This window comes from Pantoea sp. VS1 (assembly GCF_002207995.1).
Lineage (GTDB): Bacteria > Pseudomonadota > Gammaproteobacteria > Enterobacterales > Enterobacteriaceae > Pantoea > Pantoea dispersa.
Map to the genome: position 1 here is coordinate 1 of NZ_NHZE01000057.1, position 24436 is coordinate 24436.

Here is a 24436-nt window from a genome sequence, read left to right on the forward strand (position 1 = left end):
GGTCTGCGAAACCGCACTGAACGGTTCCCTCTCCCGCATGCGGGAGAGGGTTAGGGTGAGGGCCAGCGGGCAGAGCAGGAGCTGGCTGGCACCCTCATCCCCCGCCTTCTCCCGCCAGCGGGAGAAGGGGCCGATCGCGCGGGTGTTGAGGTGAAGCGCAGGTCTGCAAACCCGCACCGAGCGGTTCCCTCTCCCGCGTGCGGGAGAGGGTCAGGGTGAGGGCCAGCACGCAGAGCAGGAGCTGGCTGGCCCCCTCATCCCCCGCCTTCTCCTGCCAGCGGGAGAAGGGGCCGACCGGGCGGGTGTTGAGGTGAAGCGCAGGTCTGCAAACCGCACCGAACGGTTCCCTCTCCCGCGTGCGGGAGAGGGTTAGGGTGAGGGCCATCGCGCAGAGCAGGAGCTGGCTGGCACCCTCATCCCCCGCCTTCTCCCGCCAGCGGGAGAAGGGGCCGATCGCGTGGGCGTTGAGGTGAAGTGCAGGTCTGCAAAACCGCACCGAGCGGTTCCCTCTCCCGCGTGCGGGAGAGGGTCAGGGTGAGGGCCATCGCGCAGAGCAGGAGCTCGCTGGCACCCTCATCCCCCGCCTTCTCCCGCCAGCGGGAGAAGGGACAGATCGCGCGGGTGTTGAGGTGAAGCAAAGGTTTGCAAAACCGCACCGAACGGTTCCCTATCCCGCGTGCGGGAGAGGGTTAGGGTGAGGGCCAGCGGGAGAAGGGGCCGATCGCGCGGGTGTTGAGGTGAAGCGCAGGTCTGCGAAACCGCTCTGAACGGTTCCCTCTCCCGCGCGCGGGAGAGGGTTAGGGTGAGGGCAAATGGGAAAAAGTTAAAGTGAGGACCAGCGCATACCAACTCTAACTACAGCGACGCGCCCACTACCGTTGCGCTGTGCCGCGCCTGGTACTGTTTCACCATGCGGCCAATCAGCAGCGAGCCCACCAGGCCGCACACCGCGGCAAACGACAGCCAGACGCCCGGCATCGCTTTATCGCCTGTAGCATGAATCAGATAGCTCGAAATCGCCGGCGTAAAACCACCAAACAGCGCGGTCGCCAGGCTGTAAGCCAGCGAAAAGCCCGAAGCACGCACTTCAGCCGGCATGATCTCCGCCAGATACACCACCATCGCGCCGTTATAGCTGGCGTACAGGAACGATAACCACAGCTCCGCTTCCACCAGGTGCGCGAAGGTCGGCGATCCCACCAGCCCGTGCAGCACCGGCCAGGTCGTCAGGATCATCAACACAGTAAAAGTAATCAGTAGCGGCCGTCGCCCAACGCGGTCCGACAGCGCGCCCATCACCGGCAGCCAGAACAGGTTGGAGATGCCGACAAACAGCGTCACGAGGAAGCTCTGTTTGTCACTCATCATCAGCACGGTTTTACCAAAGGTCGGGGTAAACGCGGTAATCATGTAGAACATCACCGTGGTGGTGACCACCATCAGCATGCCGGCCAGCACCAGCGCCCAGTTTTGTCCCACGGAACGCACAATCTGGCCCATCGACGGGTGTGATTTACGCTGGCTGAACGCTTCGGTCTCTTCCAGCATGCGGCGAATCCAGAACAGGAACGGCACAATCAGACAGCCGACCACAAACGGAATACGCCAGCCCCATTCGGTCACCGCGTCCTTCGCCAGCAGATGATTAAGCCCCAGCCCCAGCAGCGCGGCAAAGATTACCGCTACCTGCTGGCTGCCCGACTGCCAGCTGACGTAAAAGCCTTTGCGGCCTTTGGGGGCCACTTCAGACAGATAAACCGAAACGCCGCCCAGCTCCACGCCCGCCGAGAAGCCCTGAAGCAGGCGACCCAGCAGAATCAGAATCGGTGCCGCCGCGCCCAGCGTGGCGTAGCCTGGCACCAGTGCAATGGTCAGCGTACCGAGCGCCATCAGGCCGAGCGTCAGCAGCAGCCCTTTGCGCCGGCCGTGATGGTCAATGTAGGCCCCCAGTATAATCGCCCCGAGCGGACGCATCAGGAAGCCGGCGCCAAAGGTCATCAGCGTCAGCATCAGCGAGGCGAACGGATCGTCGCCCGGGAAAAAGGTTTTTGCAATGGCGGTGGCGTAGTAGCCAAACACCATAAAATCGTACATCTCAAGAAAGTTACCGCTGGTAACGCTAAAGATGGTTTTGGCACCGCCCTGCGATGACTTTTGTAAAGCGTGACTTGAGCTCATATCGTCCTTCCTGGTTTTTCTCCTGTTTTAGCCTGCCGGCGCGCGAATAGATGTGATCCTGTTCACCATTGCACTTTACAAAAGTACAAACAAAGGTAACAAACAGTTAACAAGACCGGTCCGATCAGCTTATGAGGAAAGTTAATAATTCTGGGCTTTCCAGGTGATATGTTCAGCACAGATTATCGACCTTACCAGTAGCATAAATTCAGCGATATCAAACCTCAGCAAGCAATATCATGAGCCTTATCCCGCTCTTTTTAATGCCTTTTTCATTAGCAAAACTTATTAAGATCAGTCTTAGAAACGAGACGATTCTGGTACATGACGCCATCCCCTCCCCCGTTATGCTGGGCAGGCAACGGTAATCACGCCGTTGTTGATTTTGGTGGAGAATACTTATGCTAACACCTCTCAGCTTTGACCCCTTTTCATCCATTAATACCTTGCGAGTGGGCACACCTTATCCGCTGCTGAGCGGCAGCCTGCCGGCGCAGGCCGGTGAAATCATTGAATTCATTATCAACGATCACCGCTACAGCACGCCGATTGCCGCCGACGGCAGCTGGTCATTTCAGCCGCCGTTCTCGCTGAGCGAAGGCAGCCACGACATGGTGGCGCGCATCGGCAACAGCGGTGAACCGCATCCGTTCTCTGTCGATGTCGCGCTCTCGGTGCCGGACAAACCGGCGATCACCGCGCTGTTTGACGACGTCGGCAGCGAAACCGGCCCGGTCGGGCGCGGTCACACCATTGATGACACCACGCCCAAAGTGCAGGGCTATGCGCTGCCGGGCAGCACGGTGCGGCTGTACGATCACGGCAGGCTGATTGGCAGCACCGTGGCCAGTAAAAGCGGCGAATGGTCGCTGGAGCCGCTGCTGGGCGCGGGCGGGCATCAGCTAACCGTCACCGCCACCGACGAGTTTGGTCGCGTCAGCGAACCCTCTGACCACTTCGACGTCACCGTGGTTGACAGCGGACCGGTGCCGCCAACCATCAGCTACGCCATTGACGATGTCGGCACCGTGCAGGGCCAGCTCGCCAGCGGTTCCACCACCGACGACTTCTCGCCGCTGATCGTGGGCCGCGCGGAGCCGAACAGCATCGTTTATCTGTTTGCGCAGAACGATCACGGCGGCATCGGCTATAAAGGCAGCGTCAAGACCGATGCCAACGGCGACTGGGTGATTCAGTCACGCGCGATGATCAGCGGTGACGGCATCTACACCTTCTATGCCTCCTACGAGAACAGCAAAGACGACTACCGCCCGGATTTCAGCCTTAATATGTCGGCGCTGGAAAATCTGCGTCCGGCTATCGACTGCGCGCGTGACGATACCGGCGCCCATACCGGCCAGGTGTACCATCGCGGTACCACCGACGATAAAACGCCGGTGCTGGAAGGTCGCGGTGCGCCGGGCAGCATCGTTGAGATTGAGTACAACCTGAGTAACAGCGGCTGGCACAGCGCGGGCAGCGTGATGGTCGATGCGCAGGGCAACTGGCAGTTCGCCGGCTTTGAACTGACCTATTTTGGCGAATGGGGTTTCCGCTCGCGCGGCGTGGCTGATGGCAAAGCCAGCGCGTGGAGCGATAAGTTCGAACTGCTGGTGATCCCCGGCGCGCCGCTGGAACCGACCATCGACTACGCCTGGGACAACGCGGGCCCGCTGCAGGGGCCGGTTTATCAGCACGACTCAACCGATGACACCACGCCCACGCTGCACGGCAGCGGCACGCCGGGCCAGGTGATTGAGATCGAATATGGCGTGCAGGGCGAAGGTCTGCGCCACGCCGGCAGCGTGCTGGTCGATGCCGACGGCAAATGGAGCTTCACCTCGCCGTATCTGCATCAGCCTGGCGTGTGGGAATATCAGGCGCGCGCCTCAACCGGCGAGATGAAGAGCAACTGGAGCAGTAAATTCGTGCTCGACGTCAGCCCGGACGCCGCGTTTGACCAGCAGGCGCAGGATGAAGCCCAGCCGGATGCGCTGACGCTGCACCAGCTGCTGAGCGAAGGCGGCAAGGGCCTGTTCATTGAGGATGACAGCACCCAGCTGCTGGTGAACGGCAAGCCGGGCGATAGCGTGCAGCTGCAGGATATTCTGCCGGCAGGTGAAGCGGTCGACGGCTGGACGCAGCAGACCGGCACGCTGACCATCGCCGGTACGCAATATCACGTCTGGAGCCACGGCGACGCCGAACTGCTGGTGCAGGACGGCGTGCAATTGCAACTGGTGTAACTCCCGATGCCGTGCGTGCAGCACGGCATCATCCTGCCCTCTTTCCCCGGTTTTTCACCTGCTCGGACTTTTCTCCCTTCGGGACAGGTCTCATACAGCGTTTTACGTCCTCTATTACAAAATGCGCCCTTTATAACAAGGCGCAGCGGCCCTCGCTGCAATGGACCCAACGTAAAATACAGGAATAATTTCCATGGAATTATTTGATTTCAAAGAGGTTAAGTACCTCGAGCGCGACACCAGCACCCCAACCTTTCTCGGTGAAATCAAGTCAGAAGCGGGCAAAGGCGGCCAGATAATGATTACCCTCGGCGACAGGAAATTCTTTGTCGACATCGATGCGAGCAACGGCAGCTGGAAGTGGACACCACCGGAAGCACTGGCCGATGGCGAATACAGCATCTCCTTTATGACCATCGACACCGCTGGCAACGTCAGTACGCCGACGCTGTGCACGCTGGTCATCGACACCACGCCGCCGGTCGCGCCGACCCTGCTTAACCTGTATGACGATCAGGGTGCCATTACCGGCAGCTTCGATGCAGGCAAAATGACTGACGACCGCCGCCCGACCCTGACCGGCATCGCCGAGAAAGGCACCGTGGTGTATCTGAAAGAGGGCAATACCGTGATCGGCAGCGCCAAAGCCGACGAGAAAACCGGCCTGTGGACGCTGGAGCCGACGGTGGATCTGGCGGATGGCCGTCACAACCTGACGCTGGTGGCGGCGGAAACTTTTGCGGATAAACTGCGCGAAGGTAAGCCCTCGGATGAATTCAGCATCATCATTGGTAAAGACGGCGACGTGCCGGGCGATCCAGGCGGCGTGGCCAAAATTATTGAGGCTATCGACAATGCTGGCAGCCTGAACGGCTCACTGAAAAGCGGCGGCATCACCGATGACACCACGCCAGAACTGCGCGGCAGCGCGCCGGAAGGCAGCGTGGTACGTATTCAGTACCGTAACGAGAAAGGTGAATGGATCGACGGCGGCAACGCGGTGATGAACGGAAACAGCTGGAGCTGGACGCCAAACCCGGCGCTGGCGGCCGGTAACTGGGAGTTCCGTGCCAACGCCGGCAGCGGCTGGACCGACGAATTCAAGCTGGATATCGATCTCGCGCCAGCGGCAAAAACGGAAATCACCCACGCTTACGATGACTTCGGCCCGTACACCGGCATGCTTGGCAACGGCGCCATCACCGACGACCGCACGCCAAACCTGCACGGCCGCGCCGAATCCAACAGCCTGGTGTATATCCACTATCGCAACGTATTAGGCGAATGGGATCTGCTGGACAGCGTGACTGCTGGCGCTGATGGCCGCTGGGAGTATGAGACGGATCGCGTGGCGGCAGGTGAATATCAATTTCAGGCTAGTAATTCATCTACACGGGATGTATCGCAGAAACCTTTCGATCTTAAAATAATTGTACCTAACAGTTTAACTCTTTCAGTTGAAAATGCATGGGATGATGTAGGTCAGGTAACAGGAAAATTAAAATCAGGCGATACTACTAATGACTCACAGCCCGATTTTTACGGTATCTATGAAGCAAATGCAAGTTTCTTTATCGTGTTAAAAAACACGAGTACAGGTGAGAGATTTAGTTATCCTGTCATGACAGATAATACTGGCAAATGGAAATTCACGCCTCCTAATGAACTTTCTAAAGGACAATGGACTGTTGACTTTAATGACAATCAATCGGCAAAACCTTTTGAGTTAAACATCACGAGTGAGATGGATAGATTTATAATCCAGGAAGATTTTAGTGAAGTACCTTTAGGAGTTATATCCTCACCAATATCCATAAATGGAGCGACACTTACAACCTACAGTGATGGAGCCTCCATAATAGACGAATCTGGCAAGCAAGTAAAAATAGGAAAGTCAGGAGGTACAACAACTGCAATGATAATCCTTGAACTTGACTATTATGCTAGCGAATTCTCATTTGACCTTCGAGGGATAGGAACTACGAATCCAGCATATATTCGTTTTTTCGGCCCGGATGGTGAAGAAATTCATAAGATTGATGCCAGGAATAACGGATGGAAAAAACATGAATTTATCGCAAAAGATACTCTCATAAGCAAGGTAAGCATTGCGGTTTACAGCGAGGAATCGGGAATTTATGTTGATAATATCCGTTACGTTGCAGCCGAGCCAAAATTAAATCAAAACAACCTTATTGATGAAAGTGAGCAAATCATTACCCAGGCACTTGATGGGATCGAAAAAGTTAATGATTTTGACCAGATCAATATCAGCGACATTTTGGCTAAGGGCAGCAAAAATCTTTTCATTGAAAATGACACAACCCAGCTGATGGTCAACGGCAACCAGGGCGATACCGTGCGCCTCGAAGACATCCTGCCGGAGGGCAGTGAGCAGAACGGCTGGGCTGAGCAGGCCGGCACCGTGACCATCGCCGGCACCCAGTACCACGTCTGGAGCAATGGCGACGCTGAGTTGCTGGTGCAGGACGGCGTGAAAACCGAGCTGGTGTAAGGGAGAGCCATCATGAATCAGATTCTTAATGCATCCTACCGCTACACCGACGACCCGCGCCGCGGCTACGGCGGCACCGCAGACCAGGCGCGTAACGGCTTCGCGGAAATCGCTATTGATGGCCAGCCGCCGTACACCGTCAAGGTCGACGCAGAGGGCCACTGGAGCTGGACACCTCCCGCCGACTGGACGCCGGGCGAGCACATCGTCTCGGTGCGCATGATTGACGCGGCCGGCAACATCGGTAATCCCACCCAGTTCATTCTGGTGGTCGACTACACGGCGCCGGACGCACCGCGCCTGCTCAATATGTACGATGACCAGGGCGACATCACCGGCAGCTTCGACGCCGGACGCATGACCGACGACCGTCGCCCTACCCTGACCGGCGTCGCCGAAAAGGGCACCGTGGTGTACCTCAAAGAGGGCGATACGGTGATCGGCAGCGCGCAGGCCGACGCCACCACCGGTATCTGGACGCTGGAGCCGGACGCCGACCTGAGCGACGGCACCCATCAGCTGACGCTGGTGGCGGTCGAAACCTTTAACGGCAAGCTGCGCGAGGGTGAACCGTCTGCGCCGTTTGAGCTGCTGATTGGCCGCGACGGTTCTGCCGCCACGGTGATTTCCCACGCGGTGGATGACGCTGGCCCGGTCACCGGCTCGCTGCTGAGCGGCGCGCTTACCGACGATGCCACGCCGCAGCTGCACGGCAGCGCCCCGGCGGGCAGCACGGTTTTCGTGCAGTACCGCAACGCCAACGGCGAATGGGTTGACGGCGGCGCGGCACAGATGGACGGCACCCGCTGGAGCTGGACACCACCGGCTGAGCTGGAGGCCGGCAGCTGGGAGTTCCGCGCCGGTCAGGAAGGCAGCTGGAGTGACAGCTTCGGGCTCGACATCGCCTTCGCCGGCAGCGACGCGCTGCATGCCACGCTGACCCACGCCACCGATGATTTCGGCCCGGTCACCGGCACGCTGCTGAGCGGCGCGCTCACCGATGACACCACGCCAACCCTTAGCGGGCGCGGCGAAGCCAACAGCACCGTGGTGGTGCGCTACGGCATTGCTGGCGAGTTCACCCATTCCGCAGTGGTGACGGTGGGCGCGGACAGCAACTGGAGCTTCACGCCGCCGGCGCTGGAGTACGGCATCTGGTCGTTTGCCGTGCAGGCACAGGGCGATAGCCAGTGGAGCGACACCTTTGAGCTCACCCTGATAACGGGCGGCCAGCACACACCGGAGATCCTCAGCGTGTACGACGACGTGGCGCTGTACATCGGCGAAGTCAGCAACGGCGGCATCACTAACGACCGCCAGCCGGAGCTGAGCGGCGTCGCTGAGGCTAATAGCGTGCTCAACGTCTACGACGGCAGCACGCTGATCGGCAGCGTGCAGGTCGGCGCAGACGGCAACTGGCGCTTTATCACGCCAGAGCTCAGCGACGACTCGCACAACCTCAGTGTGAGCTACGGTGCTTACGACGCTGGCCTGCCGGCGTACAGCATCGTCGTGGACGCCACGCCGCCGGGCGAGGTGGAAATCAACGCGCTCGCGCCGCTCGGCCTGACGCTCAGCGACGTGGTGGAAGCCGGTCAGCAGAGCCTGTTCATTGACGACGGCAAAACCCAGCTGCGCGTCAGCGGCCAGGCCGGCGACAGCGTGCAGCTCAGCGACATCCTGCCGGAAGGCGAAGCGGTCAGCGGCTGGACGCAGCAAACCGGTACCGTCACCATCGCCGGCACGCAGTACCACGTGTTCAGCCACGGCGACGCGGAACTGCTGGTGCAGGACGGCGTGAAAATCGAACTGGTGTAATCCCCCGATGCCGTGCGCGCAGCACGGCATTATCCTGCCTTTTTCCCCTGCTTTTTCTCTGCTCGGACTTTTCTCCCTTCGGGACGTGTCTCATACGGCGTGTTACGTCATCTATTAGAAAATACGCGCTCTATAACAAGGCGCGGCGGCCCTCGCTGCAATAAACCGACGACCAACACAGGAATATTTTCCATGGAATTGTTCAATTACGAAGAGGTGAAATACCTCGAGCGCGACACCAACACCCCCACGTTTTTTGGCAATGTAGATTCTGAAATCGGTAAGGGCGGTACCATGCTGATTACCGTCGGCAAAGAGACCTTTTCGGTGGATATCAACCCTGCCAACGGTTACTGGAGCTGGACACCTTCTACGCCGCTGGAGGATGGTTACTACAACATGTCTTTCCAGTCGGTTGATAAGGCGGGCAACGTCAGCACGCCAAGCCTGCGTACGCTGATTGTTGATACCACGCCACCGGCAGCACCGACGCTGCTGAACATGTATGACGATCAGGGCGACATCACCGGCAGTTTCGATTCAGGCAGAATCACCGACGACCGCCGTCCGACTCTGACCGGCATCGCGGAGAAAGGCGTGATTGTTTACCTGAAGGAAGGTGATACGGTTATCGGCAGCGCGAAGGCGGATGAAAATACCGGGATGTGGACGCTGGAACCAAACGTGGATCTGGCGGATGGCCGCCACAACCTGACGCTGGTGGCGGCGGAAACCTTCGCGCATAAGGTGCGTGAGGGTGAAAAGTCTGATGTGTTCAGCATTACCGTTGGTAAAGATGAGCTGCCACCGACTAATCCCGGTGAATCGGTTGAAATCACTCATGCACTGGATAACGTCGGAAGCGTGACCGGTTCACTGAAAAGCGGCGGACTGACAGACGACACCATGCCGGAACTGCATGGCACTGCAGCGGAAGGCAGTACGGTGCGCATCCAGTACCGCAATGCGCGAGGCGAGTGGGTTGACGGCGGCAACGCAGTGATGGACGGCACCCACTGGAGCTGGACGCCAAATCCGGCGCTGGGTGCCGGTAACTGGGAGTTCCGCGCCAACGCGGGCAGCGGCTGGAGTGACGAATTTACGCTGGATATTAATCTCTCCGCGTCAGCGCAGACAGAAATTACCCATGCCTGGGACGATTTTGGTTTATACACTGGGATGCTTGGCAATGGGGCCATCACGGATGACCAGACGTTAGATCTGCATGGCCGCGCGGAGTCGAACAGCGTCGTTTACATTCACAATCGTAATACGCTGGGCACCTGGCAGTTACTGGGCAGCGTTATCGCGGGTGCAGATGGTCGCTGGCAATTTGAAGCGCCTCGTCTGAGCTCCGGCAAATATGAATTTCAGGCGGACTCCTCAGCCACGCGCGATAGCAGCGGCAAACCGTTTGAACTGACCATTGCGGCATCAGGCAGCATCGTTCCGGAAATTCATTCAGCCTGGGACGATGCTGGTCTTTATCATGGCGTGATTAAAAATGGCGGTTTCACCGACGATACCACCCCCACCCTGTCAGGAAAGGCTGAAGCGAACAGTATCGTTATTATTGAATTTACGGATAACACTGTTACGCATACTGCGTCGGTGCAAGCTGATTACAAAGGAAACTGGTCTTATACGCCGGGACAGCTTGAAATTGGCACCTGGACGTTTTCGTCTCAAACCCAGGGAAGTAGTGGAAAGGGTGGTGATTATATTATCAACATTGAGAATAGGGAATATAACCATTCTGGTTGTAATTTTGACTTTATTCCTGCTGATTTAAACGAATATCTCCCTCCTTATGTTAACTCTGTTGGGAAAAAATTTATCGCGAACACAAGCTATGAATTTGACGATGGATTCTTTCTGAAGGCTTCAGGTGTTGTCAGATTAGCTAATGAGTACATGTTTGAAGGTAGTTGTTTAGAAATAGGTGAAGGTGCCAAAGTTGAGCTCACTGTACCCGTATCAAAAACATTTGAATTTGATTATTTTGGTGGAAGATCCGGTTCATACATAACAATTTCATTTTATGACGAAGAAGGTCGACAGGTAGATTTGCAGAGCGTAAGGGTACCTAATTTAGGACCATATCATAAAGAGTTCTCATTTGAAGATAAAACGATAACTTCCGTCATAATTGAAGTTCATGGCAGTACCCAACTTTATTTCGATAATTTCATCTGGAATCAAGAAGCCGTTTCTGTTAATAACATAGAAGACGGCGTATTATCTGTACTCGATTTGGATACGGATAATCTTCTCAAAGAGTTTTCAATTGAAGATATTCTTTCCAAAGGCCAGAAAGATCTCTTCATCGACGACGGCAAAACCCAGCTGCTGGTCAACGGCAATCAGGGCGATACTGTGCGTCTGGAAGATATCCTGCCTGAAGGCAGCGAGCAGAAGGGCTGGACTGAGCAAACCGGCACCGTGACCATCGCTGGCAGCCAGTACCACGTGTTCAGCCACGGCGACGCGGAACTGCTGGTGCAGGACGGCGTAACGGTGAATCTGGTTTAACCGCGGTTCGCCACCGCTCGTGACATGGCGGCCTGCTCGGGCCGCCACAATAAAAAAGGTCGTCATGAATGACGACCCTACAGATATGGTGGCTGGGTTTACGCCGGTGAAACTATTTCTTCACCGTCTCCATGCCCATCAAACCAATCTTCAGATAACCTGCTTCACGCAGCTGATCCATCACCGACATCAGCGTTTCATAATCGACTGATTTGTCCGCCTGGAAGAAGATGGTGGTCTCTTTGTTACCTTCGGTTTGCGCGGTGAGCGCATTAACCAGCGTCTCTTTGGTCACCGCATCGTTACCGATGTAAATCTGCTTATCCGCTTTGATCGACAGATAAACCGGCTTCTCCGGACGCGGCTGCGGCGCGCTGGTGGAAGCAGGCAGATTGACGCGCACATCCACCGTGGCGAGCGGCGCGGCGACCATGAAGATGATCAGCAGCACCAGCATGACGTCGATAAACGGCGTCACGTTGATTTCGTGCATTTCGCCATCGCCGACCGCATCATCGTTTAAACGCATCGCCATAATACTTATCCTACGCGCAGTTTCTGGGCCGCCGCCGGACGGTTAACTTCTTTTGCGGTATCGACGTTGCCGAGATCCAGATCGCGGCTCTGCAGCAGCAGTACCTGCGCCGCCACGTCGCCCAGTGAGGCTTTGTAGCTGGCAATCATGCGGGCGAAGACGTTATAGATAACCACCGCCGGAATTGCCGCCACCAGGCCAATCGCCGTCGCCAGCAGCGCTTCCGCGATGCCCGGTGCCACCACCGCGAGGTTAGTGGTCTGGGTTTTCGCGATACCGATAAAGCTGTTCATGATGCCCCACACGGTGCCGAACAGACCGATAAACGGCGCGACGGAACCGATGGTGGCGAGGAAGCCGTTACCGCGACCGGCATGGCGGCTGAAGCCCGCAACGCGACGCTCAAGGCGGAAGCTGGTGCGCTCTTTAATACCGTCGAGGTCTTCGCTGCCGGCGGAGAGTTCCAGTTCGTTACGCGTGTCGGCGAGCAGCACGGCGCTGTGGCTGTTGGCTTTGAAGTTTTCGGCAGCGCGATACGCGTCATTCAGTGAGCGCGCTTCGCCCAGCGCCAGCTGTTCGCGCTTCAGGCGACGTTTCGCCCCGCTCAGCTCCGCGTATTTGCCAAAGAAAATCGCCCAGGTGACGACCGAGGCCAGCAACAGGCCGATCATCACAATTTTTACCACGATATCGGCATGCTGATACATGCCCCAAACGGAGAGGTCCGTTTGCATCAAGTCACTGGCTACCACGCTGCGTCTCCGACTTCTGTTGCACCGTTCACGATTGAAGCGCGGATCATAGCAAAAAAACCGACCGAAGTGATAGTGGTTCTCATTACTATTTACAAAGCTGTAACCCGCTGAATTGATACGGCGCAATGTTTAGCGCGATAAATCGCGCCGCTACGGTTTGGTGCGGTTTGCGGAATGGAGCAACAGGCACGGTTGCGCGATGAATCGCGCCGCTACGGTTTGGTGCGGTCTTTGGGATGGAGCAACAGGCACGGTTGCGCGATAAATCGCGCCGCTACGGTTGGGTGCGGCTTGCGGAATAGAGCAACAGGCATAGTTGCGCGATAAATCGCGCCGCTACGGTTGGGTGCGGCTTGCGGAATAGAGCAACAGGCACGGTTGCTCGATAAATCGCGCCACTACGGTTGGGTGCGATTTGCGGAATGGAGCAACTGGCACGGTTGCGTGATAAATCGCGCCGCTACGGTTCGGTGCGGCTTGTGGAATGGAGCAACAGGCAAGGTTGCGCGATGAATCGCGCCGCTACGGTTTGGTGCGGTCTTTGGGATGGAGCAACAGGCACGGTTGCGCGATAAATCGCGCCGCTACGGTTGGGTGCGGTGTGCGGAATAGAGCAACAGGCACGGTTGCGCGATAAATCGCGCCGCTACGGTTGGGTGCGGTTTGCGGAATTGAGCAACTGGCGCGGACTAACATCCCGCACGGGTCGTAGCGGCGCAATTTATTGCGCTTTGCTTTTCCGCCGCTTAATAAAAGCCACAACCAGCCTCTTTCCGCGATTGTGCTGGCGTCACTCTGATATTCGGCAAACGGGCTCAACCCCGCGCCGCGATTCGTGGTAAGTTGGATGCTTTGTGAGACGTGTCAGGAAAGGCAGTGATGGCAACGAAAAAAATTGATACCCGGCTTGTCACCGCGGGACGCAGCAAACGTTACACTCAGGGCTCGGTTAACAGCGTTATTCAGCGCGCATCCTCACTGGTTTTTGACTCCGTCGCGGACAAACAACGCGCCACCGCCGGACGCGCCAGCGGTGAACTTTTTTATGGCCGGCGCGGCACCCTCACCCATTTTTCCTTCCAGGATGCGATGACCGAACTGGAAGGCGGCGCCGGCTGCGTGCTCTATCCGTGCGGTGCGGCCGCGGTCGCCAATGCCATCCTCGCGTTTGTCACCAGCGGCGATCACATTCTGGTCAGCGGCGCGGTGTACGAACCCACCCAGGATTTCTGCACCAAAATTCTCGCGAAGCTTAACGTCACCACCACCTGGTTTGATCACTGCATCGGCAGTGAAATCGGCCAGCTGGTGCAGCCGAATACCCGCGTGGTGTTCCTCGAATCACCTGCTTCCATCACCATGGAAGTGCAGGATATTCCGGCGATTGTCGCGGCGGTGCGCGCCAAAGCGCCAGACGCGGTGATCATGATTGATAATACCTGGGCGGCGGGCGTGCTGTTTAACGCGCTGGAGCATGGCATAGACATTTCTATCCAGGCTGGCACCAAATACATCATCGGCCACAGCGATGCGATGATCGGCACTGCGGTGGCCAACGAACGCTGCTGGGCGCAGCTGCGCGAAAACTCCTACCTGATGGGTCAGATGGTGGATGCGGACACCGCGTACATGGCCAGCCGCGGCCTGCGCACGCTGGCTACGCGTCTGCGTCAGCACGAAGAAAGCGGTCTGCGCGTGGCCGAATGGCTGGCGGCGCAGCCGGAAGTGGCGCGCGTCAACCATCCGGCGCTGGCACAGTGCAAAGGCCACGAGTTCTGGCGGCGCGACTTCAGCGGCAGCAGCGGGCTGTTCTCATTCATCCTGCATGAAAAACTCACCCCGGCGCAGCTGGCAAATTATCTCGATCGCTTCCACCATTTCAGTATGGCCTACTCGTGGGGCGGCTTTGAATCGCTGATTCTGGCGAACCAGCCGGAAGAGCTGGCGGCAATTCGTCCGGCGGGCGGCGTGGATTTTGACGGCACGCTGGTGCGTCTGCATATCGGTCTCGAGCACGTTGACGATCTGCTGGATGACCTGAAAGCCGGTTTTGCCCGCCTGAAAGCGTAAAAAGATAAACCAAACTTAAACCATCCGGTGCGGCGTAGCGGAGATCAACGATTACGCCGTCCCGGACGGTTAAAATACAAGCCTTGTGACTCGATGGGATAGCTGATGGGTGTTTTACATGAGATTGTCCAGGCGCTGTGGCATCAGGATTTTGCCGCGCTGGCCAATCCGGATGTAGTGTGGATTGTCTACGGCGTGATGTTTCTGACGCTGTTCCTGGAAAACGGTTTGCTGCCTGCCTCGTTCCTGCCCGGCGACAGCCTGCTGCTGCTGGCAGGCGCGATGATCGCCAAAGGCGTGATGGATTTTGTGCCGACCATGGTGATTCTGACCACCGCTGCCAGCCTCGGCTGCTGGCTGAGCTATCTGCAGGGGCGCTGGCTTGGTAATACTAAAATCGTCAAAAGCTGGCTGATGCATTTGCCAGCGCAGTACCATCAGCGCGCCTGGCACCTGTTCAACCGCCACGGCCTGATGGCACTGCTGGTTGGCCGCTTTCTGGCCTTTGTGCGTACGCTGCTGCCCACCATGGCGGGCATTTCGGGTTTGCAGAACGGGCGTTTTCAGTTCTTCAACTGGCTGAGTGGCGCACTGTGGGTCGGGATTGTAGTGGCGATGGGCTACGGCATCAGCCAGGTGCCGTTTATCAAGCGCCACGAAGATCAGGTGATGGCGATCCTGATGGTGCTGCCTATTGTGCTGCTGTTTCTCGGCCTCGGCGGCAGCATTGTGGTGATCTGGAAAAAGCGGCGCCAGAAAGCCTGACCTCTGTAAAGCGCCGCCGCTTCAGGCGGCGTCAAACGGCTGCAGCGCCCCGGTCTGACGCGCGCGGCTCGCCTCTTCTCCCGGCGTCACGCCAAAGTACCGTTTAAACTCCCGCGAAAACTGTGACGGGCTTTCATAGCCAACGCGCACGGCGGCGGCGCTGGCCTTCAGCCCATCCTGCAGCATCATTAACCGCGCCTGATGCAGCCGGTAACGCTTGAGATACTGTAGCGGCGACGTCTGGGTCACCGCCTTAAAGTTATGGTGAAACGCCGAGACGCTCATGTTGACCTCTGCCGCCAGCATTTCCACGCTCAGGCTTTCGGCAAAGTGGTTCTCGATGCGGCGCAGCGCCCGGGCCACCTGGCTGAACTGCGTCTGGCGATTGACCAGCGACAGCAGCGCACCGCCAATCGGCCCGGTCAGTACGTAATAGATGATTTCACGCACCAGCTGCGGGCCGAGCACGCGGGCATCACGCGGTTTATCCATCACATCCAGCAGCCGTTCCGCGGCGCACAGCATCTCCTCGCTCAGGAACGCAGAGTGAATGCCGGAGGTTTGCGGCTGCGGCTGAAACTGCTCGTCATCGCCAATGCTTAACAGCAGATCCTGCAAACTGGCCGGATCCACGGTGAGACTCATGCCGGCCAGCGGCTGCTGCGGCGTGGCGTCAGTTTCGCACTCCACCGGCAGCGTGACCGTGAGCATCAGATATTTGGTGGCGTCGTAGCGAAACACCGTGCTGCCGAGGTAGCCGGTTTTGTGTCCCTGAAACAGGATCACGATGCCCGCCGGATACAACATCGGCGTACGCGGCAGCGGTTCCTCTGCGTAGATCAACCGCACGTTTTCCACCGCACACAGCGGCTTTTGTGGCTCGCGCATCAGCGTGATCACGCGCTGCGCCAGCTGGCGGCAAAGGGCATCGTTCGGCATGGCACTCTCTCGGGCAGCAAAAAACGCAGTGTGCCGCATTGCTGCATAAAGCTCCAGATGGCTGGAGAATCAGGCAAGATTTTTGCAGGATTGCACCGGGCGAAAGTGCCGTTCGGTTGCCACAATGATCCTCAGGTCAGGTTTGTTGACTAGACTTAAGCACATCGTTTCTACGGTAAGTCACTGCAACCGATAAGGAGTCACTATGGCAGAGCAACCCCGGATTAAACTGCACGACGGCAACATGATGCCGCAACTCGGCCTTGGCGTCTGGCAGGCCAGCATTGATGAAGCGCGCAATGCGGTGCTGGAAGCGCTGAAGGTCGGCTATCGCTCCATCGATACCGCCGCCGCGTATAAAAATGAAGAGGCGATTGGCCAGGCGCTGCAGGAAACCGACGTGGCGCGCGATGAGATCTTTATCACCACCAAGCTGTGGAATGATGACCAGCAGAATGTTGAGCAGGCGATGGAGACCAGCCTGAAAAAGCTGCAGCTGGAGCAGGTGGATCTCTATCTGATGCACTGGCCGTGTCCGCAGAAAGACCACTACGTCGATGCGTGGAAGAAAATGGTGGAACTGCAACAGCAGGGCCTGGCGAAAAGCATCGGCGTGTGTAACTTCCATGAAGCGCACCTCAAGCGGCTGATTGATGAAACCGGCGTGTCGCCGGTGGTGAATCAGATTGAACTGCATCCGATGCTGCAGCAGCGCACGCTGCATGCGTGGAATGCGCTGCATCAGATTCAGACCGAGTCGTGGAGCCCGCTTGCGCAGGGCGGCGAAGGCGTGTTTGATCAGGAGATCATTCGCGAGCTGGCGAAGAAGTACAGTAAGACGCCGGCGCAGATTGTGATTCGCTGGCATCTGGACAGCGGCCTGGTGGTAATTCCGAAGTCGGTAACGCCGGCACGCATTCAGGAGAACTTCCAGGTGTTTGATTTCCGGCTGGATAAGTCAGAAGTGAGCGAGATCGCGAAGCTGGATAAAGGCAAGCGGCTGGGACCGGATCCGGAAGAGTTTAATGGGTGACGTGGGTTAAGGATGCGATGGGTGAAGGGTGCGGTTTGCCCCCTCACCCCGGCCCTCTCCCGCACGCGGGAGAGGGAGATGTCCGCGCGAGTTTGAAGCGGTTTGCCAGTGGGTAATACTGTGCAACCAGGCCCCCTCACCCCGGCCCTCTCCCGCGCGCGGGAGAGGGAGTTGTCCGGGCGAGTTTGAAACAATGAAATGGCTTTAAAATCTCTTTAAACCAAAAGGTTAAGTGGGTCTTTCAATTTACAATTCGCTCAACACGGTTCCCTCTCCCGCGCGCGGGAGAGGGTTAGGGTGAGGGAACAGCAACGCACCTCACCCGACCGGATTCACCACCATCTGCCCTGCCGTGCCGCGATCGGCGAGCTCCAGCGTCTGGCTGTAATAGACAAACGGGAAATGCTCTGACGAACTCTGCGGGAAACTCACCAGCAGTTCGACATCGCCATCCACCCAGACCGTATCTTTCCAGCCGCGATCTTCTCCCATCGACTGCGCGCCGTTGACGCTCTTAATCAGGAACATCACGCCCTGAATATGCAGCGACTGCGGTCGGTCGGCGTGAATGATCCAGCGCTCAAAGGTGCCCTGCTGCACCGTCGTATCGATGCGATTCATGTCCCACAGCACACCGTTAATGCCCGGTGTGCCGTCGCCGAGACGGAATTCACGCGTGCGCACCGCCACGCCATCCAGAATCTGATCCGCCAACAGGCGCATCGGCAGGTTGTCGGTCACCAGCGGCAGCAGGCCGGTTGGACGCAGCGTCAGCACCAGCGTATTGGTCAAAATCGATGACGGCTCAAACAGCCCGCGCAGACGATCCATAATGCCTGCCGCCGTGCCTGCGGTGATCGACACTTCATCGCCCTGCGACATATCCACCAGCACTTCACGGCGTTCGCCCGGTGCGAGCGACAGCGTTTGTACCGCTACCGGCGCGGGCAGGAAGCCCTGATCGCTGGCGATCACCGTAAACGGCCGGTTGTCGCTAAAGCTGAGATCGAAACGGCGTGCATTGGCCGCATTCAGCAGGCGCAAACGCACCCAGCCGCGCGACACTTCGACATACGGATTTTGCACGCCGTTAACCAGCAGCGTATCGCCGAGAAACCCGCCGTCGGACGGTGGGTTATAAACCGGCGTGGCAAAGTTATCGAGGCGCTTGTCCTGAATAATCAGCGGGAAATCATCGACGCCGTAATGCTTCGGCAGCGGCAGCGCTTTGCTGATGTCATCTTCAATCAGCCACATGCCTGCCAGGCCGTTATAGACGTGCGGTGCCATGCGATTCGGCGTGTTGGCGTGATACCACAGCGTGGCTGCGCCCTGACGAATCGGCAGCACCGGCGCCCAGTCTACGCCGGCGGACATCATGCGCGGCGCACCGCCCATCAGCGCGCCCGGCACCTGCAAACCGCTGACGGTCATCGCCACTGGTTCATTGAGGCGGTTGCTGTAGATCAGTTTGACATCGTCGCCGCTGTAAACGCGCACCGTCGGGCCGAGGTACAGGCCGTTAATGCCCCATACCGGCACTTTGTTGCTGTTGCCGTTAAAGGACCAGTGGCTGCGCTGCAGCGTAAGGAACAGCGGCTGACCGCGGCGTGATTCGATCAGCGGCGGCACCGGCAAAGGCACATCACCCAGTGGCGCGGCGGCGCGGGCGGCGTAAGGCATAACGCTGGAAGCCAGCGCCATACCGGCAGAAAGCTGAATAAACTGACGTCTGCTGCAAGACATAAAACTTCAGACCTTTTGAGCGTGGCGTGAAGACGCCGTGTCCATGTTGTTATTTTTAATCGTGTTGTGAAGCGCCCGACCGGCGCGGCTGTGTGTTTGGGTCAGGTCAATGCGCATCCGGGACCCGGTGCGCATGAATGCGCATCCTGCAAACGGCGGAACCCGGTGCGCATGAATGCGCACCCTACAAACAGCGGGGCCCGTCACGCATCAAAGCGCACCCGACAGCTCGAGCCATAGCGCGCTGCGGGTGAGCCATTTTTTTGCCGGCTAGATTTTACCGTTTTTTTCGCGTTCGGCGACTTCAGCGTTCAACTCTTCCAGCTTAGCAGACATTAATTCACGGCAGTGGGTCGCCAGTTTACGTACCGACGTGGTTTCAAACTGCGTGGTATCCACCGGCGGCAGCATTTCCACGATCACTAAGCCATTGTTCCAGCGATTCAGTTTGATTTTGCCGTGGGTGTTAGAGACCACCACCGGGATGATCGGCACGCCCGCCGCCACCGCCGCATGGAACGCGCCGGTCTTGAACGGCAGCAGACCGCGTCCGCGGCTGCGCGTCCCTTCCGGGAACATCCAGAAGGAAATTTTCTTCTTTTTAAACTGCGCCACCAGCTCGCCGATGGTGCCGTGCGCTTTGGCGCGATTGTCGCGGTCAATCAGCAGGTTACCGGTCAGCCAGTAGAGCTGGCCGAAGAACGGGATCCACAGCAGGCTTTTCTTGCCCACCGTGACCGTGGTCGGCTGCACGATATTGGCAGCGGTGATCATGTCGTAGTTGTTCTGATGGTTAGCGATGTAAATCGCGTTACCGTAGCTTTCGGCATCCGCCGGTTTACGCAGTTCGACTTTGACGCCAAACACCGTCGACAGACGACCAAACATGTGACCAAAGGTCGCCACGTGGCGCGGATTACGCGGTGAAAACAGACACCAGATGCTGCCAAACACACAAACCAGAATCGAATAAATCACAACGATCAACGTGCGTAAAATTAGTAACATAGCTTCCTCAAATGTGGCAGTCCTTCGCCTTTTCAGTCTTACTCTTCGCTATTCGCGTCACTTTTTGGCCGCGCTGGCGCATTCACTTCCACGCTATCGATCCGCTGTAGTCCGCGCGATACGCTACCGCGACGGCCGCGCTCAGCACGCACTTTCTGCAGATCTTCATCACGCATGATCAGCTTACGCTTGCCGACATAGATAGTGATGGAACTGCCCGGCGGCAGAATCAGCAGCCACTGCAGCTTGTCCACGCCCGCGGCGGCGTCCGCGGACGGAATCGAGATAATCTTGTTGCCCTTGCCTTTCGACATCTGCGGCAGATCGGCCACCGGGAACATCAGCATACGGCCGGCCTGAGTGATGGCCAGCAGCATGTCGTCGCCAGAGTGCACCGCCAGCGGCGTCATCACTTTGGCGTTTTCCGGCAGCGTCAGCAGCGCTTTACCGGCGCGGTTGCGCGACACCAGATCGGCAAAGGTACAGATGAAGCCGTAGCCGGCATCGGAGGCCATCAGCAGCTTCTGATCATCCGCTTCCATCAGCACCTGCTCAATCACCGCGCCCGGCGGTGGCGTCAGCTTACCGGTGAGCGGCTCGCCCTGCCCGCGCGCCGACGGCAGCGAGGTCGGATCCAGCGTATAGCTGCGGCCGGTGGAGTCAATAAACGCCACCGGCTGGTTGCTCTTGCCGCGCGCGGCGGCACGGTAGCTGTCGCCCGCTTTGTAGCTTAATCCTGCCGGATCGATATCGTGACCTTTGGCGCTGCGCACCCAGCCCATCTGCGACAGCACAATGGTGACCGGCTCAGCGCTCACCAGTTCGTTCTCGCTCAGCGCTTTCGCTTCTTCACGTTCATGCAGCGGCGAGCGGCGATCGTCGCCGTAGGTCTGGCTATCGGCCAGCAGTTCTTTCTTCAGCAGGTTACTCATTTTGCGATCAGAGGCGAGGATCGCCTGCAGCTGATCGCGCTCTTTTTCCAGCTCGGCCTGTTCACCGCGAATTTTCATCTCTTCCAGTTTGGCGAGATGGCGCAGTTTCAGTTCCAGAATCGCTTCGGCCTGGGTTTCGCTGATGTCAAAGCGCGACATCAGCACCGGTTTCGGCTCATCCTCGCTGCGGATGATGTGAATCACCTCATCAATATTGAGGAACGCCACCAGCAAACCTTCGAGGATATGCAGACGACGCAGCACGCGTTCCAGGCGATGATTGAGACGGCGTGTCACGGTATCGCGGCGGTACACCAGCCATTCCGAGAGGATCTCCAGCAGGTTTTTCACCGCCGGACGATTATCCAAACCGATCATGTTGAGGTTAACGCGGTAGCTCTTCTCCAGGTCGGTGGTGGCAAACAGGTGGTTCATTACCTGATCGAGATCCACCCGGTTGGAGCGCGGCACAATCACCAGCCGCGTCGGGTTTTCGTGATCCGATTCATCGCGCAGATCCTCCACCATCGGCAGCTTTTTATTGCGCATCTGGCTGGCGATCTGCTCCAGCACGCGCGCGCCCGACACCTGGTGCGGCAGCGCGGTGATCACCACCTCGCCGTCCTCTTTTTTCCATACCGCACGCTGGCGGATCGAACCACGGCCGTTCTGGTAGATTTTGCGGATCTCGTCGCGCGGCGTGATGATCTCGGCTTCGGTCGGGAAGTCCGGCCCCTGCACGATCTCCAGCAGCTCATCCAGCGTGGTGTTGGGCTTGTCGATCAGGCGCACCGCGGCTTCGGCCACTTCGCGCAGGTTGTGCGGCGGAATGTCGGTCGCCATACCCACGGCGATGCCGGTGGTGCCGTTGAGCAGGATGTTCGGCAGGCGCGCCGGCAGCATTTTCGGCTCCTGCAGCGTGCCGTCGAAGTTCGGGATGTAATCCACCGTGCCCTGCCCCAGTTCGCTGAGCAGCACTTCGGCATATTTCGACAGGCGCGATTCGGTGTAACGCATCGCCGCAAAGGATTTCGGATCGTCCGGCGCACCCCAGTTGCCCTGACCATCCACCAGCGGATAACGGTAGGAGAACGGCTGCGCCATCAGCACCATGGCTTCGTAGCAGGCGCTGTCGCCGTGCGGATGGTATTTACCCAGCACGTCACCCACGGTACGCGCCGATTTCTTGAATTTTGCGCTGGCGTTAAGCCCCAGCTCGGACATGGCATAAACAATGCGGCGCTGCACCGGCTTGAGACCGTCACCGATGTACGGCAGCGCACGGTCCATGATCACGTACATGGAGTAGTTCAGGTACGCGTTTTCAGTAAACTTGTGCAGGGCAAGACGCTCTGCGCCATCCTGTGTCATTTCACTCATTAAGCTGGCATCCTCACTTCGTGGCCCGCAACGGCGGGTCATCCGGCGGTCATTTGGCGAGGATAGTACCTTATTCGTGGGATTTAGTCACAGGGAAGCCGTTGAGGACAGAAAGAATCTCCCGGCCTTAAATAACGTGACGCCGGTTGGAAAAATAAAAAGGATTGGGAGCATCATCACACTTATTTAGCGCGTTATTGTGTGAGCAGACTCGCATTTAATTCCCCGTCACCGCGGTGTATTAATGCTGTCCGCCTGACGGGACAACATTTAGTATTGTTGCTGCCGCCATCCTTTCCTAAATTCATACTCCATACGACACACCTTTTTCGCGACGGCTTGCTGGCAATGAAATAAATGCCACAAGGAAAAATCCCATTAGGTTTTACCAAAATAAAGGGTGACCGAATGCAAATACTGACTTCGCGACAACACCGGTTAGTGAAATTGCTGTTGCAACAGGCGGCACCGCAGCCGATTGGTCAGCTGGCGTTACAGCTCGGTGTCTCCGGAAAGACCATTCAGCGCGACCTGCAGTGGCTGGAGAGCTGGCTCAGCAACTGGGCGCTGACGCTGGAGAAAACCCCTGGCCGCGGTGTGCGGCTGCGGGTTGAGGATATGCAGCAGCGTTTGCAGCTGGAGCAGCAGCTGAACGGCGACGAGGCCGGCGACGCGCTCAGTCATAACAGCCGGCGGATAAAAATCGCCTCCCAGCTCCTGAGCGATGCGCCGCGTGCCACGTCAATCAGCAAGCTGTCCGAGCGCTACTTTATCAGCCACGCCTCGATTGTGAACGACCTGAAAGTGATTGAAGAGTGGTTGCAGCCGCTGGGATTAACGCTGCAGCGCGGCCCGGGCGGTACGCATATAGAGGGCCATGAGCAGGCGCTGCGTCAGGCGATGGTGTCACTGATCAACGATGTGATGCAGCAACAGGTCGCCGGTACGCCGCTGCTGCCGCGGCTCGATCCCGGCAGCCAGCAGGCGCTGGTGCACTATTTTGGCGAAGAGGATGTGGCCTTTGTGCAGACGCTGCTGCAACAGATGGAGCAGCAGCTGAGTTATCCGCTGGGCGATGCCTGGTATCTCAATCTGTGCACGCACATCCTGATCATGATGCACCGCATGGCGCAGGGCAACGCGCTGGCGCTGGACATTCTCACCACCGCGCACGATCTGGATCAGTCGATTCTCACCATTGCCCGGCAGATGGTGGGGCGCATTGAGCAGCGCATCGGCTGTGCATTGCCGGCCGATGAAGTCGGCTTTATTTATCAATATATCGTCTCCTCCGGCATTGTGGTGGAAGAGCGTGGCGATCAGGTGACGCTGCATAATCAATTTTCCACTGCCGAGTCGGTTAAAATAACCTGCGAATTAATTGATCGTTTCTCGGCGTTTATTCAGCAGGACTTATCTCAGGACCGTTTATTATTTGACGGTTTACTGGTGCATATAAAGCCATTATTAAACCGGCTTAAATATCACATTCATATTCGCAATCCGCTGCTGGATGATATTAAACAGGAAATGAAAGAGATATTTTCCCTGACTCAGCAGGCAATGCAACTGACCGCGCGCACCTTCGCTCTGTCGCCGGTGGCTGAGGATGAGATTGGTTATCTGTGCGTCCATTTCCAGGCGGCACTGGAGCGGCAGATCGCCCACAAACGCATCCTGGTGGTGTGCTCCAGCGGAGTGGGTACCTCGCACCTGCTCAAGAGCCGCATATTACGCGCTTTTCCGGACTGGGAAATTGCCGGCGTGGTGTCAGCCAGCAATCAGGCGGCGTTTTGTCAGCACCACGCGGTGGATTTGGTGATCACCACCATTCATCTCGACGCCGGTGCCATTCCGGCCGTGTATGTCAGCGCTTTTTTTAATGATGACGATATCCGGCGGGTCACTGACGCCATGATTGGCAGCCAGCTGCCCAACGGCACGCCCTGCGCGTTGGCCGCACACTGATTGAATGAGGAGCAAC

The 24436-nt window shown here is 57.8% G+C and carries 15 protein-coding genes; 8 read left to right on the plus strand and 7 right to left on the minus strand.

Annotated features, from left to right (window positions below; genetic code table 11):
* Window positions 1-855: 855 nt before the first annotated feature.
* Entirely contained in the window at window positions 856-2178 is a 1323-nt protein-coding gene (locus tag CBW22_RS21585; RefSeq protein ID WP_088517834.1) for an MFS transporter, read from the minus strand.
* Between the two features lie 401 nt (window positions 2179-2579).
* Here CBW22_RS21585 and CBW22_RS21595 point away from each other — a divergent pair, with 401 nt between their 5' ends.
* The 4 genes from CBW22_RS21595 to CBW22_RS21610 all read left to right on the plus strand — a co-directional run bounded on the left by CBW22_RS21595 (window position 2580) and on the right by CBW22_RS21610 (window position 11289).
* Window positions 2580-4424: an Ig-like domain-containing protein gene (locus CBW22_RS21595; RefSeq protein ID WP_254919553.1), complete on the plus strand. Its 1845-nt coding sequence runs from the start codon at window positions 2580-2582 to the stop codon at window positions 4422-4424.
* A 193-nt stretch (window positions 4425-4617) separates the two neighbouring features.
* The gene (locus CBW22_RS21600) at window positions 4618-6939 is read left to right on the plus strand and encodes an Ig-like domain-containing protein (protein ID WP_088517837.1); all 2322 of its coding nucleotides are present in this window, start codon (window positions 4618-4620) and stop codon (window positions 6937-6939) included.
* Between the two features lie 12 nt (window positions 6940-6951).
* Window positions 6952-8757, plus strand: a complete 1806-nt coding sequence (locus CBW22_RS21605) for an Ig-like domain-containing protein (protein WP_088517838.1) — start codon at window positions 6952-6954, stop codon at window positions 8755-8757.
* A 192-nt stretch (window positions 8758-8949) separates the two neighbouring features.
* Entirely contained in the window at window positions 8950-11289 is a 2340-nt protein-coding gene (locus CBW22_RS21610; RefSeq protein ID WP_088517839.1) for an Ig-like domain-containing protein, read from the plus strand.
* A 112-nt stretch (window positions 11290-11401) separates the two neighbouring features.
* On the opposite strand, the gene exbD is transcribed toward CBW22_RS21610, so the two are convergent.
* On the minus strand, window positions 11402-11824 hold the full coding sequence (gene exbD / locus CBW22_RS21615) for a TonB system transport protein ExbD (protein ID WP_021509588.1): 423 nt from the start codon (window positions 11822-11824) through the stop codon (window positions 11402-11404).
* Window positions 11825-11829: 5 nt separating this feature from the next.
* Window positions 11830-12558: a tol-pal system-associated acyl-CoA thioesterase gene (gene exbB, locus CBW22_RS21620; RefSeq protein WP_031280126.1), complete on the minus strand. Its 729-nt coding sequence runs from the start codon at window positions 12556-12558 to the stop codon at window positions 11830-11832.
* A 900-nt stretch (window positions 12559-13458) separates the two neighbouring features.
* Between exbB and metC the strand changes: the two genes are divergently transcribed.
* Window positions 13459-14649 (plus strand): cystathionine beta-lyase, encoded by a 1191-nt coding sequence (gene metC, locus CBW22_RS21625; protein ID WP_088517840.1) that lies wholly within the window; start codon window positions 13459-13461, stop codon window positions 14647-14649.
* A gap of 105 nt (window positions 14650-14754) precedes the next feature.
* Window positions 14755-15414, plus strand: coding sequence for a DedA family protein (locus tag CBW22_RS21630; RefSeq protein ID WP_021509591.1), 660 nt, complete (start codon window positions 14755-14757; stop codon window positions 15412-15414).
* A 21-nt stretch (window positions 15415-15435) separates the two neighbouring features.
* On the opposite strand, the gene CBW22_RS21635 is transcribed toward CBW22_RS21630, so the two are convergent.
* On the minus strand, window positions 15436-16353 hold the full coding sequence (locus CBW22_RS21635) for an AraC family transcriptional regulator (RefSeq protein ID WP_058771382.1): 918 nt from the start codon (window positions 16351-16353) through the stop codon (window positions 15436-15438).
* Window positions 16354-16558: 205 nt separating this feature from the next.
* Between CBW22_RS21635 and dkgA the strand changes: the two genes are divergently transcribed.
* A complete protein-coding gene (gene dkgA / locus CBW22_RS21640) occupies window positions 16559-17386 on the plus strand; it encodes a 2,5-didehydrogluconate reductase DkgA (RefSeq protein WP_021509593.1) in 828 nt (275 codons plus the stop codon).
* A gap of 318 nt (window positions 17387-17704) precedes the next feature.
* Here the strand turns inward: dkgA and ftsP are convergent, their stop codons facing one another.
* The 3 genes from ftsP to parC form a co-directional block, all read right to left on the minus strand.
* Window positions 17705-19132, minus strand: a complete 1428-nt coding sequence (ftsP, locus tag CBW22_RS21645) for a cell division protein FtsP (protein ID WP_031280127.1) — start codon at window positions 19130-19132, stop codon at window positions 17705-17707.
* 270 nt (window positions 19133-19402) lie between these two features.
* A complete protein-coding gene (locus tag CBW22_RS21650) occupies window positions 19403-20140 on the minus strand; it encodes a 1-acylglycerol-3-phosphate O-acyltransferase (RefSeq protein WP_058759788.1) in 738 nt (245 codons plus the stop codon).
* Between the two features lie 38 nt (window positions 20141-20178).
* Complete coding sequence (gene parC, locus CBW22_RS21655; protein WP_021509596.1) at window positions 20179-22452, minus strand: DNA topoisomerase IV subunit A; 2274 nt, start codon at window positions 22450-22452, stop codon at window positions 20179-20181.
* Window positions 22453-22860: 408 nt separating this feature from the next.
* Here parC and CBW22_RS21660 point away from each other — a divergent pair, with 408 nt between their 5' ends.
* A complete protein-coding gene (locus CBW22_RS21660; RefSeq protein ID WP_088517841.1) occupies window positions 22861-24420 on the plus strand; it encodes a BglG family transcription antiterminator in 1560 nt (519 codons plus the stop codon).
* Window positions 24421-24436 lie beyond the last annotated feature (16 nt).

Bases quoted from the DNA above. Each gene is read 5' to 3' on its own strand.
- CBW22_RS21585 (WP_088517834.1), bottom strand. From the start codon at position 2,178: ATGAGCTCAAGTCACGCTTTACAAAAGTCATCGCAGGGCGGTGCCAAA.
- CBW22_RS21595 (WP_254919553.1), top strand. From the start codon at position 2,580: ATGCTAACACCTCTCAGCTTTGACCCCTTTTCATCCATTAATACCTTG.
- CBW22_RS21600 (WP_088517837.1), top strand. From the start codon at position 4,618: ATGGAATTATTTGATTTCAAAGAGGTTAAGTACCTCGAGCGCGACACC.
- CBW22_RS21605 (WP_088517838.1), top strand. From the start codon at position 6,952: ATGAATCAGATTCTTAATGCATCCTACCGCTACACCGACGACCCGCGC.
- CBW22_RS21610 (WP_088517839.1), top strand. From the start codon at position 8,950: ATGGAATTGTTCAATTACGAAGAGGTGAAATACCTCGAGCGCGACACC.
- exbD (WP_021509588.1), bottom strand. From the start codon at position 11,824: ATGGCGATGCGTTTAAACGATGATGCGGTCGGCGATGGCGAAATGCAC.
- exbB (WP_031280126.1), bottom strand. From the start codon at position 12,558: ATGCAAACGGACCTCTCCGTTTGGGGCATGTATCAGCATGCCGATATC.
- metC (WP_088517840.1), top strand. From the start codon at position 13,459: ATGGCAACGAAAAAAATTGATACCCGGCTTGTCACCGCGGGACGCAGC.
- CBW22_RS21630 (WP_021509591.1), top strand. From the start codon at position 14,755: ATGGGTGTTTTACATGAGATTGTCCAGGCGCTGTGGCATCAGGATTTT.
- CBW22_RS21635 (WP_058771382.1), bottom strand. From the start codon at position 16,353: ATGCCGAACGATGCCCTTTGCCGCCAGCTGGCGCAGCGCGTGATCACG.
- dkgA (WP_021509593.1), top strand. From the start codon at position 16,559: ATGGCAGAGCAACCCCGGATTAAACTGCACGACGGCAACATGATGCCG.
- ftsP (WP_031280127.1), bottom strand. From the start codon at position 19,132: ATGTCTTGCAGCAGACGTCAGTTTATTCAGCTTTCTGCCGGTATGGCG.
- CBW22_RS21650 (WP_058759788.1), bottom strand. From the start codon at position 20,140: ATGTTACTAATTTTACGCACGTTGATCGTTGTGATTTATTCGATTCTG.
- parC (WP_021509596.1), bottom strand. From the start codon at position 22,452: ATGAGTGAAATGACACAGGATGGCGCAGAGCGTCTTGCCCTGCACAAG.
- CBW22_RS21660 (WP_088517841.1), top strand. From the start codon at position 22,861: ATGCAAATACTGACTTCGCGACAACACCGGTTAGTGAAATTGCTGTTG.